The 13677-nt window shown below is 41.8% G+C and carries 12 protein-coding genes; 2 read left to right on the top strand and 10 right to left on the bottom strand.

Going from position 1 to position 13677, the window contains the following annotated elements; translation table 11 throughout:
• Positions 1-433: 433 nt before the first annotated feature.
• The gene (locus tag CEF17_RS05435; RefSeq protein WP_100398629.1) at positions 434-565 is read right to left on the bottom strand and encodes a YfhE family protein; all 132 of its coding nucleotides are present in this window, start codon (positions 563-565) and stop codon (positions 434-436) included.
• A gap of 185 nt (positions 566-750) precedes the next feature.
• Between CEF17_RS05435 and yidD the strand changes: the two genes are divergently transcribed.
• On the top strand, positions 751-996 hold the full coding sequence (gene yidD / locus CEF17_RS05430) for a membrane protein insertion efficiency factor YidD (RefSeq protein ID WP_100398628.1): 246 nt from the start codon (positions 751-753) through the stop codon (positions 994-996).
• Positions 997-1004: 8 nt separating this feature from the next.
• On the opposite strand, the gene CEF17_RS05425 is transcribed toward yidD, so the two are convergent.
• The 7 genes from CEF17_RS05425 to CEF17_RS05395 all read right to left on the bottom strand — a co-directional run bounded on the left by CEF17_RS05425 (position 1005) and on the right by CEF17_RS05395 (position 9873).
• Complete coding sequence (locus CEF17_RS05425) at positions 1005-1946, bottom strand: DMT family transporter (protein ID WP_100398627.1); 942 nt, start codon at positions 1944-1946, stop codon at positions 1005-1007.
• Positions 1947-2064: 118 nt separating this feature from the next.
• Complete coding sequence (locus CEF17_RS05420) at positions 2065-3462, bottom strand: hypothetical protein (protein ID WP_100398626.1); 1398 nt, start codon at positions 3460-3462, stop codon at positions 2065-2067.
• 78 nt (positions 3463-3540) lie between these two features.
• On the bottom strand, positions 3541-4794 hold the full coding sequence (locus tag CEF17_RS05415; RefSeq protein ID WP_100398625.1) for a M24 family metallopeptidase: 1254 nt from the start codon (positions 4792-4794) through the stop codon (positions 3541-3543).
• A 72-nt stretch (positions 4795-4866) separates the two neighbouring features.
• A complete protein-coding gene (locus CEF17_RS05410) occupies positions 4867-6312 on the bottom strand; it encodes an aldehyde dehydrogenase family protein (RefSeq protein ID WP_100398624.1) in 1446 nt (481 codons plus the stop codon).
• Positions 6313-6360: 48 nt separating this feature from the next.
• Positions 6361-7401, bottom strand: a complete 1041-nt coding sequence (locus CEF17_RS05405) for a homoserine dehydrogenase (protein ID WP_100398623.1) — start codon at positions 7399-7401, stop codon at positions 6361-6363.
• 22 nt (positions 7402-7423) lie between these two features.
• Positions 7424-8641: a M20 metallopeptidase family protein gene (locus tag CEF17_RS05400; protein WP_100398622.1), complete on the bottom strand. Its 1218-nt coding sequence runs from the start codon at positions 8639-8641 to the stop codon at positions 7424-7426.
• 17 nt (positions 8642-8658) lie between these two features.
• Positions 8659-9873, bottom strand: a complete 1215-nt coding sequence (locus CEF17_RS05395) for a cystathionine gamma-synthase family protein (RefSeq protein WP_100398621.1) — start codon at positions 9871-9873, stop codon at positions 8659-8661.
• Positions 9874-10133: 260 nt separating this feature from the next.
• Between CEF17_RS05395 and CEF17_RS05390 the strand changes: the two genes are divergently transcribed.
• Positions 10134-11852: a PucR family transcriptional regulator gene (locus CEF17_RS05390; RefSeq protein ID WP_100398620.1), complete on the top strand. Its 1719-nt coding sequence runs from the start codon at positions 10134-10136 to the stop codon at positions 11850-11852.
• A gap of 99 nt (positions 11853-11951) precedes the next feature.
• Here CEF17_RS05390 and CEF17_RS05385 read toward each other — a convergent pair whose 3' ends face one another.
• Together CEF17_RS05385 and kapB are read right to left on the bottom strand one after the other, a co-directional pair.
• Positions 11952-13097 (bottom strand): PQQ-dependent sugar dehydrogenase, encoded by a 1146-nt coding sequence (locus CEF17_RS05385; protein ID WP_100398619.1) that lies wholly within the window; start codon positions 13095-13097, stop codon positions 11952-11954.
• Positions 13098-13115: 18 nt separating this feature from the next.
• Positions 13116-13490, bottom strand: a complete 375-nt coding sequence (gene kapB / locus CEF17_RS05380) for a kinase-associated lipoprotein KapB (RefSeq protein ID WP_100398618.1) — start codon at positions 13488-13490, stop codon at positions 13116-13118.
• Between the last annotated feature and the right edge of the window lie 187 nt (positions 13491-13677).

The raw sequence follows: 13677 nt of genomic DNA, 5'->3' as shown, positions 1-13677 counted from the left end.
TGAAGATCAGCCGGGGGATTCACCCGGCTAGCTGAAGCCTTGCCTGCGGCAAGCGAGTGTATTTTTAACAATCAACCAACAGAATTATAATATAAGTAAGGGCCCTCACCGACGGTGAAGTCCCTTCTATTTAGCTGATTTTGTCCCACCCTCTTTTCTTTCTGTAAAATATTTATTTTGGAGAATTTTTGCAGGGTTAAAAAGATCACAAGTCACCTTACAACCCTTGATAGGTGACTTGCGATCTTTTTTATGTTCTGTGCGAAGGCTGCTGACATCAACACTTGTTCATTAGAAGACCCTCTCTTTATAGTATTATCGCGATCAGTCCGCATGATTTTCACATTTTAACAACTAACGTATAAATAAAAAGAATGGCACCCACAAACAGTGAGGCCATTCTTTTTATCTTGGTTTTGGTCCAGTTTTTATTTTACTTTTGCTCTTTTTGCATTTGTTCTATTTCTTTATCAGCTTTCCTGAAAATTTTTGCATAACGCACTTCCTGAGTACTATTTAGGCCATTATGCTTTTTGTTAATGGAACGATGTGCAAAGTGTTTCACTCGAAAGCTCACCTCTTTGGTAAAGTATAATTTGTTTGTGCTTATTATTCTTTTGCCCTTTCTCGTGCATAGTCAAACATTAAATTTACTGGAAAGCATATAAGGAATCCCTCTTTATTTTCCCCTTACACCACTTTTCTCTTTCTGCTAAGATGTAGAAGAAAACGTCTTACGAGGAGAAACCGATGAAATTTATCCTAATCAAAATTCTTCGTTTTTATCAACGATTTATATCACCATTAACCCCGCCAACATGCCGCTTTCATCCGACATGTTCTCAATACAGCCTGGAGGCCGTAAGAACATATGGAGCACTTAAGGGCAGCTGGCTGACCATAAAACGCCTTTTAAAGTGCCATCCTTTTCATCCTGGCGGCTTTGATCCGGTCCCTGAAAAAAAGAATCAAAATAAAGGGAGGAACGCATCGTGACTGTTCCTTTAAAGAGAGAGATGATCTGTCTCTCTTTTTTTGTTTTTATAGAGAATAAATTTCTTTTCTACATACCCTGTACCAAACAAAACACCAATTACGATAAAGGTAAAGCTTGCAATTTGTGGCAGAGTTATGTTTTCACCTAAAAGAAGTGCAGAACTAACCAATCCAAAAAAAGGAACAAGATTATTAAATACCGCTGTTTCGCCAGCCCCTATCTTTTGGATGGCTCCATTAAACAATTGATGTCCTACAGCTGTTGCCAATACAGCCGAACCTATAAATATGGCCCATACATACAACGGTGCCGTAAACATCTCCCTGATTCCATTAGGCTCAAATACTACACTTAGGACCAGCAAGAAAAAGGACCCTACAATAAACATGTAGCCAGTCATCAAAGCAGGACTGATTGTACTTGTTGCCTGCCTAATAAAAATAAAGCTCAGCGCCTGGGTAGCCATCCCCAAAAAAATAAATATATCTCCTCTTGTTAAGGCCCCGAAGTCCCCATCACCCATAAATACAATCAAGAAGACTCCAGTAAATGCAGACAAGATTCCGACAAACCTCAGCTTAGTCAAGGGATCACCGAGAATCATCATCGCCAACACGGAAGTGGTGACAGGAAGCAATGCTAAAATAATTGATGCATTAGAGGCCGTAGTTTCTGTAAGCCCCATTGCCAAAAAAAAGTGATGCCCCACTACACCGAACAGCAAGGCAGCAATCGTAATTTTCCATTCTTTTTTCGTTAATTTCCTAAAGCTTTTCCGAAGAAAAATAATAATAAATACAGTCAGGCCGGCAAGAAAAATTCTAAGTGCCTGCATAGATGCAGGTGCCATAAAGTCCACCAGAACTTTCAGAGCAACTACATTCAGCCCCCAGACAAGCATGACAGAAAATATAAGTACATAGAGAGGCCATAAACGTCTTTGTTCCAACGCACTTCCCTTCTTTCTTATGCAAATTTCTATTTGACGCCGCAGCTACTAACTACAGGCCCAGACCACAAAAGTCCGTATCATTTGCTCGTAAAATGACTATAAAGGATTAATACAGCTACATACTTTGGATACCATGGATGCCCCAGAGTAAAAAAGTAAACAAAAACATAATAACAAAAATGAAGACAACATTTTTCTTCACGATCTCCAGGGGCGAAGTTTTCATCAGATGAGATGCCAAAAGGACCGAGCCCGAAAATGGAGACAGCTGAGTAGAAAGTGTCCAGGCTGCAAGCATTAAGAGTCCCATGTATGATGCCTCCACACCAAAGCTCTCGGGAGAAAGAGAACTCCCCAGTCCTATCACTATAATGACTGGATGAATTCCTATAAATGCAAGCAAAATGGCTGTTCCTACCAAAAGGAAAGAAAAGACAGGCACAATTCCCTGCGACATGTACAACAAGGCTTCAGATAAGACCTCTCCAATTTCTGTTTCAGATAAAGCTACCCCGATAAATCCGGCTGTAATAAAGATAGTTAACTCATTATGAAGCTTTACAAAGGACCCTTTTATATGCCCAGCTCCTGCGCTTAGAAATTCCTTTGTTACATTGGCAGCAACGGACCAGGCCAAAGGAAGAATCAATGCAAGAATGGAGACTACAGTCAGCATATTGATCTCCAGCACACTGTCTAAGTAAAAAGAGGAAAACAAAAGAATTATAACATAAGCCGCAAACGCCCATAATAAACGCCTTGTTTCCCTGTCTATTCTCGTTTCATTTTGTATAAGAGTGTGATCTCTATCATCTTTAAAGGAAAGAAACGGAAAAAACAAAGCAGTCACAATTGTGTAAACAAAGGCGAGAAAGAGACTGTATATACCGATTTCCTGCCAGGATAAATCATAAAGAACAAGCACAAGCCCAACGTTCACAAAATAAGGAGACCAAAGCATACAGAATCCAAAGCCGCGCAGCAGTGTCATTCCAAAACGCTTTTCCTCATACTTTGAAAAGCTCTCTTCGCTGATTCGGTGAACTAAAGGCATGGAGCCTAAATTTAAGAGGGAACCCATGGAAGCTGTTAAGATATACCCTAACCGATAGGGCCTCGCCTTTTTTGTAAGTTCTCTTCTGGCAATAGCTGTCTTTAAAGCTTGTAAATAACCTGCTTGAGACATCAAGGTTCCATATAGAGGGATCAGAAGAAATAATGCAAGGAGGTTCAAGTTTTCTCCAAAACTGAGCCATATCGTTTGCATATCCACCTTATATCTGAAGAAAATCAGACTGCCAAGGACTAATAAAGAAATCACTACAATCTTGTTCACCGGATTGATAAGAACCAGCCCGCACAGTAACAAAAGAAATGTGAGAAAACTATATATGTAAGGGAGAATTTCTATGGGTATAAACAAATGCAGTAAATATAAAAAAACTGCGGAAAACGCAGCAATTCCCAAAAACGATTGAACATTTTTCACGTAAATCCCGTACCTTTCTGCCAAAAAACCTTCCTTATTATTTATCCTACCACGTAACGCCTAAAAATGAGTATGATTTGCTCCAAAGAAAAAAGCCGTTCTCTATGAAGAGAAGTCGGCTTTTTTTGGGAACTCCACTTGATTTTCAGGAATTTCAACTAGTGACAGGCCTGAATACGATGCTGGCTTTTTTATAAATAAATCTTTTGGTACATCAGCCAAAAGCTCGCATCCTGACTCGGTGACACGAATCGATTCAGTAATTTCAACTCCGTAGTCATCAAGCCAGATTCCAGGCATTAAATGAAATGTCATATTAGGCTGCAGCAGCGTCCGGTCTCCTTTGCGGAAACTAATGGTATGCTCACCCCAGTCAGGAGGATAGCTGAGACCAATGGAATAACCTAAGCGTGATTCTTTAAAGAAGCCTCGCTTGGCAATACTCCTGCTCCAAACTGCTTCCACTTCCTCTGCAGTTATCCCAGGCTTAATAGCATCAATGGTTGTTTCAATTCCCTCTACAACGACTTCGGCAAGTTCTTCTACTTTGCCAGGCGCCTCTCCAATAGCCATTGTTCTTGCCATCGGCGTATGATACCGATTATAACATCCTGCAATTTCAATGGTGAGATAATCTCCATACTTATACCTTCTGTCCGTCCACGTCAGGTGGGGACTTGCTGTGTTTTCACTGGTCGGAATCATTGGGACAATGGAAGGATAATCGCCGCCGTAATCAGGTGTTCCGCTAATTTGCGCCTGATAAATAGCAGCAGCTACATCATTTTCCCTCACACCTACATCTGCTGTATCGTAAGCAGCCTTCATGGCATTTTCTAAAATTCTTCCAGCTTTCTTCATGCACTCTATTTCACGGTCTGATTTCACAACCCTTACCCAGTTTACGAGAGTACTGGTATTTTTAAATTCAGCATTGGGCAGTCCATGGACAATTCTTTCATAACACATAGCTGTAAAATAAAAAGAGTCCATTTCTAAACCTATCTTTCGGTTACCCTGCCCTATCTCTTCCAGGATATTTGCTACAAAGTCCATTGGATGCTTAATGCTCGACTGCACAAATTCATCCGGGTAGGAAATAATATGATTTGTATCAAGCCATGTTGTCACTTTCGCACTATGGGCATCCATTTCTCTTCCAATCCAGATGGGCTGTTCCTCGTCAATCATCACTACTAGAATTTGATGAACATAAAACGACCAGGCATTATAACCAGTTAAATAATTCATGTTGGACGGATTTGAGATTAATAACACCTCAACTCCGTATTCAAGCATTTTTTGTTTAGTGTAATTCATTCTAGTTAAGAATTCCTCTTTAGGGAATAACAACATTGACAACCCACCTTTCATCTTTCCAGCTTAGTGGACAAAAAGGCTTCCCCTTTTGTCCACTGGCCCATTATATTATTCTTCATCAGTTAGTTTAAAGCAGACGACACGCTCTTCTGACATGTCTCTCATGGCATATTTGACACCTTCTCTTCCAAGCCCGGAGCCTTTTACACCGCCAAACGGCATGGCATCGATCCTGAAATCACTGCTGTCATTGATCATGACTCCTCCGACCTGGAGCCTGCGAGCCCCGCGCATGGCTTTGTTTACATTTGTTGTAAATATACCAGCCTGAAGACCGTAATTAACATCGTTTGCTTTTTCTATTGCCTCTTCAAAGGAATCAACAGATGAAAGGATAACGACCGGCCCAAAAATTTCTTCTACAGCCACTGCCGCATGCCTGGGAACATTCGCTAGTACGGTAGGTTCGTAGAAAGCTCCGTTCCTTTTTCCTCCTGTCAAAAGCTCTGCTCCATCTTTTAGAGCATCTTCAACCATTTTTTCCACTCTCTTAGCTTCTTTTTCATTAATAAGCGGACCCATATCAGTATATTCAGAAAGCTTGTTTCCGGATTTTAGCTCTTTTGTCTGTTGTACAAATTTATCTTTAAAGGATGAATACAGGTCTTTTTCTACATAAATTCTTTGGACACCCAGGCAGTTTTGTCCTGCGGCAGCAAAAGAACCAGATACAGTTGAGGAAACAGCATGATCCAGGTCAGCATCCTTTAAGACGATAGCCGGTGAATTAGAACCAAGTTCCATAGATACCTTCTTCAACCCCGCCTTTTTGGCAATTGCTTCCCCTGTTTCAAGTCCTCCGGTAAAACTAATCATGCGAATCTCTTTATTCTCAATTAAAGTATCGCCAATATCTCTGCCTCTTCCAGTAATAACAGTCATTACCTTTTTAGGCAATCCGGCCTCTGTAAAAGCTTCTGCTAATTTTAAGGCACTTAATGGCGTTTCTGAAGCTGGCTTCACAATAATCGCATTTCCTGCAGCAATAGCAGGGCCAATCTTATGAGCCACAAGGTTTAAAGGATCGTTAAAAGGTGTGATGGCGGCAACAATACCGATTGGAAAACGAAAGTAGTAACCCATCCGGTCTTCATTTCCGGCATTTTGATCGAAATTAATTGATTCACCAGTCATTCTTCTTGCTTCTTCCGCACTGATACGAATGGTTTCGATCGTTCGTGTTACTTCTCCTCTGGCTTCTTTAATTGTTTTGCTGCCTTCCAGAGCTATCATTCGGGCAAATTCTTCATGTCTCTCTTGTAAACGTTTAGCAGCCCCCTGAAGAATATCCATTCTTTCTTTTACCGATAACGATTCAGCTATTTTAGCGCCTTCCTTTGCTTTTTCTATCGCAAGCTCCATGTCCTTTTTGCTAGCTGCCGGGACTGTATCAATCAACTGATTATTTTCGGGGTTATAGACTTTGATTTTATCCTCTCTGTCTACCCACTCACCTGCTAAAAGCATTTTCTGGCCTAATAATTTTGTTGCCATGTTCCTCGCCACCTTTCTTCACAAAGTTTCGCATGATCCCTGCAACACTTATATTTGCTGTCGTTCCATATTAATCAAATCAATTAAAAGGGCGAAACCTGTTTCTGGAATACCGGCGCCGGCTCCGACAAGAGTGACAGGTCCTGATAGGTCACACTCATACGTAACAGCATTGAGCGCCCCTGAAATGCTGGATAGAGGGTCTCCTTCTGCTACCTTTTCCGGCCCGACAGAAGCTTTTACTCCGTCCTGTGTTCTTTCCAGTCTGCCGATAAGCTTCCACTTTGCTCTTTCTTCCTTTGCCTGTTCAATGTCTTCTGAGGAAAGGTGAGATATTCCCTTGCAGGCAACATCCTCTTTCTTTAACGGAACCCCCATTACAACGTTTGCCAGGATGACAACTTTATAAAGGACATCATACCCCTCTACATCACTTGTAGGATCAGCTTCAGCGTATCCAAGCTCCTGTGCCTGGGCAAGAGCTTCTTCATATTTCATGCCCTCTTCCATTTTTGTCAGCATATAATTGGTCGTACCATTGAAGATGCCTCGGATTTGTTTAATTTTATTTCCAGCCAGTGAGGTTAATGGCATTCGAAGTGCTGGAGTACCGCTCATCACCGTACCTTCAAATAGAAACCGTACATCATTTTTATCAGCTAATTCTTTAAGCTCCTCATATGCAAGTGCAACCGGTCCCTTGTTTGTAAGAACTGCGTTTTTCCCGCTTTGAAATGCTCTCTTGCAATGATCAATTGCAGGCTGTCCTGTCTTAACATCAGTAAACGTTATTTCAATCATTGTATCGGCATTGGAAGCTTCAATGGTTTCCATACTGTCCATTCCTCTGACAAGATCAGGAGAGTCTGGATACCTGTCGAAATTTCCATCTTCCTTTAATACATCCATCACTTTGTCCAGCTGCAGTCCATTTGGATCATGAAGAGATCCTTTGTATAAATCACAAATGGAGACAACCTGAAAGTCAGTGTCAAATTCATCCTTGAGCCAATCACTTTTAGACAAAAGAATATCTGCCAATCCTTGGCCGACTCCTCCAAAGCCTATAAATGCAAGTTTGTGTGCCATATTGCCATCCTCCTAGTAAAAATTAAAGCTGAGGATCGGACATGAATTTTAGAACAGATCCTGCAAGAATAGATGCTCCGACCGGCAACGCCTCTTCATTAATATCGAAGCAAGGCATGTGAAGACCTCGATCCTTGCGGTCATCCTTGCCAGCTCCAAGAAAAAACATAGCGGCAGGAACCTTTTCTGCCATATATCCGAAATCCTCACCACCTAAACCGTATGGTTTGTCATGAATGACCATTTCTGGGAAAAACTCTCCAATGGTCTCTCTTACTAGATTGATTGCTTTAGAACTATTATTTAAAGCTGGCTCCCCTTTTTTCACCTCAAGTTCATAACTCCCGCCTAATGACTGTGCAACCGCAAATGCCTGGTGCAGTTCTTCCTCCAGCTCTTTTCTTGTCTCTTTTGTATAGCTGCGCATTGTACCCTCAAGAAGAACCTTGCTCGGTATAACATTTGTTGAAGAGCCGCCTTCAATATGACAGACACTGATCACTGCTGGCTCTAAAGGCGAAACTTTTCTGGCGCTGATACCATGGATGCTCTGCAAGATGAATGAAAGCATCCATGTTGGATCCGTCCCTAAATGAGGGTAGGCTCCATGCCCTCCGGTTCCGTGGATGGAGCCTGTAAATGTGTCCACATTAGCCATGCTGGGTCCTTCATGAAGGCGGACATGGCCGACAGGGTACTCAGGATCCATATGAAGGGCCAAAGCCACATCTACATTATCAAGTACTCCGTGGCTGATCATATACGGAGAGCCTGTTACCCCTTGTTCATCTGTGTCTTCTTCTGCAGGCTGAAAAATAAACTTTATCGTCCCGGCAAAAGCCGGCTTTACTTTTTCAGCTAGAATGCGTGCTGCTCCAAGGACGATTGTCGTATGGGCATCGTGTCCGCAAGCATGCATGACTCCCGGCTGTTTTGAACGATAGTCTTCTTCATTTTCTTCCTCGATAGGAAGAGCATCCATATCTGCTCGCAGGGCTATGACAGGACCATCATCGCCAAAAGCCAGTTCTCCAACTACTCCGGTGGATAATCCTGTATGCTCAAGACCTGCATATACTTTCATACCAGGGATCCTCTCCAGTTCTCGTTTCACGACACTTGATGTCTTGTATTCTTGGAAACTGAGCTCAGGATATTGATGAAGCTCTCTTCTTAGCTGTATGAGAGATTCTTTCAGGATAAGTGCTTCTCTAAACACCTGGTTCTGCGACGTTAGCATAGTCATCCCCTCTACTGTTACCTTTTAGCTGCTTCAGCTTTTTTAAGGCTTGCGAATGCATTCTCAAGATCCTGAATTAAATCATCTGTATCCTCAATCCCAACAGAGTAACGGACAAGGCTTTCAGGTATTCCAAGGGCTGCTCTTTCCTCTCGCGTGTTCTCAATATGGCTGGTTGTTCTAGCCGGTCCAACAGTCGTTTCCACCGCCCCAAGATTCGCTGCCCGGTTGGCAAATTCAAGTTTAGGAAGAAACTGCTTTACTGCATCCATACCGCCTTTAACAGAGAAGCTCAGCATTCCGCCAAACTGCCGCATTTGCTTTTTCGCAATATCGTGACCTGGGTGATCTTCAAGACCTGGATAGAACACTTGATCAACCTGTTCATGATTCTTCAAGTATTCTGCAATTTTCATGGCTGATTTACATTGCTGGTTCATCCGTAAATGAAGTGTTTTCATGCCACGTAGAATGAGGTATGCCGCCATCGGATCCATGGTTGCACCGTTAATTTCTCTATAGTGGTATATTTTCTCTACCAGTTCTTTTGAACCACAAACAGCTCCTCCAAGAGCGTCCGCATGCCCTCCCAAATATTTGGTGGCACTGTGAATGACGAGATCCACACCATACTCAAGTGGGTTCTGAAGTATAGGAGTTGCAAAAGTATTATCCACAAATACAAGAGCCCCTACTTCTTTTGCAACCTTTACCATCCTCTCAAGATCTGTAATTTTTACCGTTGGGTTCGTAGGTGTTTCCAAGTAGAGGATGTCACATCCTTTGCGCACTTCTTCTTCAATTTGTTCATGGTTCCCGGTTTCACAAAGTTTCACATCTATATCAAGCTGAGGGAGAAACTCACTGAAAATCTTATTTGTTCCACCGTACGTGTCTTTACAAGATACAACGCGGCTTCCAGGTCTTAAAAAAGTTGCAAGAGAGTTGCTGATCGCAGCCATCCCGGTAGAAAAACTAGTAGCTGCCTCGGCATCCTCTAATATTTTTATCTTTTGTTCAAACGACTCAACAGTCGGATTTGTATTTCTTCCATAAATATGGCCTTTTTCTCTGCCCACAGCCACATCATACCAGTGATCCAAGTCGTCATACGTAAAAGCAACACTGTGTACCACTGGAACCTGAGACGCTCCGTGCACCCTGTATTCTTTTTCGCCTGACCATACCGCTTTTGTAGATAGGGATGCGCCTTTGTTTTGATTGATCGTCATTTGGATCACTCCTTTTAAGAATTAGGAACTTTAATTTCTACTATCATCTTACGAAAAAGAATAAAATTTACCATCTGTCATTTTGTATGAAGTTTTCAATTCTTTTTTCATCACATTGAATGAACTATTTTCTGACATTGTTGTTTCAAATTAAGCCCTTAGGCTCACTATTATGCTATAATAGGTCTAAAACTTGGATTAATTAAGCATTCTTACTCTTTTCTCATGTTTTCGTGCTTTTTATAAGCATCTGAGAGGTGATGATATTGTTAACGGTGGAAAATATTCTTTCTTTTGAGGTTTTGAAAGAAGCGAAACAAATGGCAGGAGGAAACGGCAACCTCGATAAGCCCGTCGAGTGGGTATCAATTATCGAGACACCAGTTGAAGATTTTGTACGAAAGAATGAAGTCGTGTTGACTACCGGGATCGGGTGCAGAAACGATGAAAAAAAACTCTTGTCTTTCGTAAAAGAAGTGATGGATTCAGATGCAGCTGCCTTAATTATGGCAGTAGGAAGATACGTAAGAGAAATTCCTAAAGGGGTGTTAGCCTACGCAGAAACCCACGGCTTCCCCATCATCGAAATTCCCTGGGAAGTCAGATTTGCAGAGATCAGCCAGGCCATTTCACAGGCCCTTCACCGTCAGGAACACGAAGGTGTTAAAATGTCAGAAGAGTTCCGCAAACAGCTCTTAGAAATTATTCTTGAAGGAAAAGGTCTTAATGAAATATGTACCTATGTCCACAAGCACTTAAAGGCACCTGTTTTAATTTTGGATAAAAGAGGTGTGATCAAAGGCAGGAGCAAGAACGGACATGAGCTGGAGGAGATCTGGCAAAATTATTTATATCATACTGTTGATCCACTCAGTATGTTTCATGAAGACACCCCCGAATCATTTTCCCAGCCAAATATGCACTGGCTTGATATTGAGCAGGAATCCGTCCTTCAAATCCTTATTCAAAGTGCAAGGGAAATCCAGGGGTTTCTTCTTATATCCCTTCCAGAACCTCAAGAAAGCGTTTTTAATGATCATACCCTGCCTCTTTTAGAACATGCAGTAACAGCCTCTGCTTTATGCTTTTTGCACGATCATGCTGTCCTTGAAACGGAAATGCGTCTTAGGGATGATTTTGTCTGGAGCCTGGCTAAAGGCCAGGTTTCCAGCTGGGATGCAGCCTTATCACGGGCAAAGTCACTTGGGTATTCCCTGAACGTTCCCTATCTCTGTCTTTTGGCACGTCCGGAAAACCTTCGGGTGTTATATGATCATAACCCTCAGCCGCATGCTTCTTATGAACAATGGCTGCATCATCTTGGCAGTATGTTTGAAGAAGAGGTTTTTCATGCAGGGAGGACAATGCAATTAAAAACGATGTGCACCTTTCAGCGGGAGGAATTAGTCGTATTTGTTGAAGTCCGCTCTGAAAGAAATATGGAAACCATCTTTCCTTTTTTGGACCTTTTACAGTATCGTTTAGAACAAAAGCTTCCTCAGCTCACTGTGTCGTGGGGGGTAGCGAAAACATCTGGCAAGCAGTCCTTTTACGATAGTTTCCAGGAAGCCAGAACGGCGCTTGATATTGGACGAAGACAAAGAGGTAAAGGCTATATCAGTACTTATGCAGATACCAGGTTTGACAGAGCTCTCATGGCTCTGGCTGAAAATAATGAATTAAAGCAGATTACAGACGCCACCATTGCTCCTATTGTTCATTATTCAAAAGAAAGAGGAATTGATTTAATTCATACTTTTGTAGTCTATAACCAGCATAAAGGCAACGTCAGCCAAACGGCACGTGCCCTTAACCTCCACCGCCAATCTCTTTTATACAGACTTAAAAAAATTGAAAACATGACTGGCTGTGACCTGGATAATCCTGAGGATATGTTCTTAATAGATTTGTCTATCCGTTTACACACTCTTGGTTATGATGGCGATAAAGAAGGTGTCTTAGAAAGAGGCAATGGTTAATCGTTCGAGTTCTCATTCATCCATCTTTTTTATTACTACAAAACCGGCCATTGAGAAGCGCTTCTCAATGGCCGGTTTTCCTATTTTATACTTAGATTTTTAATCTTGAAAGAAATTATCAATTCTCACAAGCCGGTCGTCACCTTCCTGAGGCTGCCCTCTTCCATCAGTATTATTAGTTATAATATAAACGGTCTCTTCCTCTATAAAGACATCACGTAAACGACCTTCACCTTCAAAAAGGCGCTCTATCGTCTCTTCTTCTACGTCAACTCCAAACAATGCTTCTCCCCGGAGTCCTGTCACTAGTAAATACCGGTCGTTAATCATAGCAGAGCCAGAAGGCGCCCAAGTATCCTCGCCAGATTGAAGCAATGGTTCCTCCATTCCCTCTTCTGTTTCATCACCTGAGATTAGAGGCCAGCCGTAATTATTTCCCGCCTCAATTCGATTAATCTCATCTTCTCCAACAGGTCCATGTTCTGTGCTGTACATTGTTCCTTCACTGTCCCATGACAGACCTTGAGGATTTCTATGTCCATAGCTGAAAACAGCTGAGTCTTCAAATGGATTGTCCTCTGGAACTTTCCCATCAAGTGTCAAGCGCAAAATTGAACCTGCAAGATTGTTTTCATCTTGTGCTAGATCCGGCTCAGATGCATCCCCTGTAGTAGCATACAAATACCCATCAGGTCCAATAGCCAGCCTTCCACCATTGTGAATGGAGTCTCCAGGAATATTATCTTTTATCACCCCTTTTTCGGTCCATTCCCCATTGTCCCTCTCAACGATTACGATTCGATTCTTCAATCCGTCTTCTAGATACGTATAATACAAAAAAGCCTGGTTGTTCTCCTCAAACTCCGGGTGTAGAACAAAGCCGAGTAATCCCCCTTCTCCTTCATGGGTGAAGGTCTCTTGAACATCTATATCCTCTCGGTTGATTACACCATTTTCAATGACAGCGATAGACCCTTCTCTTTCCGATATATAAAAGGTTTCATTCACTTTATTAATGGACCAAGGAACATTTAAGTCTTCAGCTTCTGTTTGAACCTGCAGGCTTTCTGCTTCCTCACCAGACTCTTCTATGTCTTCAGAAGACCCTTCACCTTCTGATACACTTTCTGCACTTTCATCGTTTACTCCCTCTTCTTCAGCATCTTGGACGGACTCCGTTTCCTCACCATTACAGCCAGTGATCAAAAGGACTAACAGCAAGGCTGCGTATATTGCCCTGTTCACCTTCCTCAGCTTCCTTTCTTATAATTTATAATCGTTTTCTACTGTCTCCAATGTTTTTAAGGCTTTTTGAGACCATTCGTCATTTTTTTCTCTTAATAAGCCCTTTTCTTTTTCAACCGCGTGCTTTAATGATTCTTTATAATCAGGAGGCTCTTCATCGTACTTTCTGAGCATGTCAGTCTGAACCCACACCTTCTCAAATTCAGCTAAAGCCTTTCGTTCATGAAATAAAGGAACATCTACTTGTTTTGGGTTATGTAGATCTCCTTGTTTTGGATGTTTTAAAACTGCTCTTACTTTAACTAATGTTTTTTCCCCTTTTTGGTCAATTTCTTCCCCTACATACACACCTGTCTTATAAGGAGCCTGGATTATTTTTGCATCAGCTGCCATTATAAATTCCTCCTTCTTTCCTATTAATGACTAAAGCACCTTTTCTCTTTTAACCTATCACCGGATTGAGGTCCTTGCAAGCTAATACCTTTTAAACATGGTTTCTAAAAAAATGCAGTCATACTACCTTTCTTTTCCCCAGATCAGCTGTAAATAAATCGCCAGCTTTACTTTACATAATTATATT

The organism is Bacillus sp. FJAT-44742 (genome assembly GCF_002797315.1).
Classification (GTDB): Bacteria; Bacillota; Bacilli; order Bacillales; family Marinococcaceae; genus Thalassorhabdus; species Thalassorhabdus alkalitolerans.
Note: the sequence above shows the minus strand (reverse complement) of the source record. Positions and strands in the feature narration are given on the sequence as shown.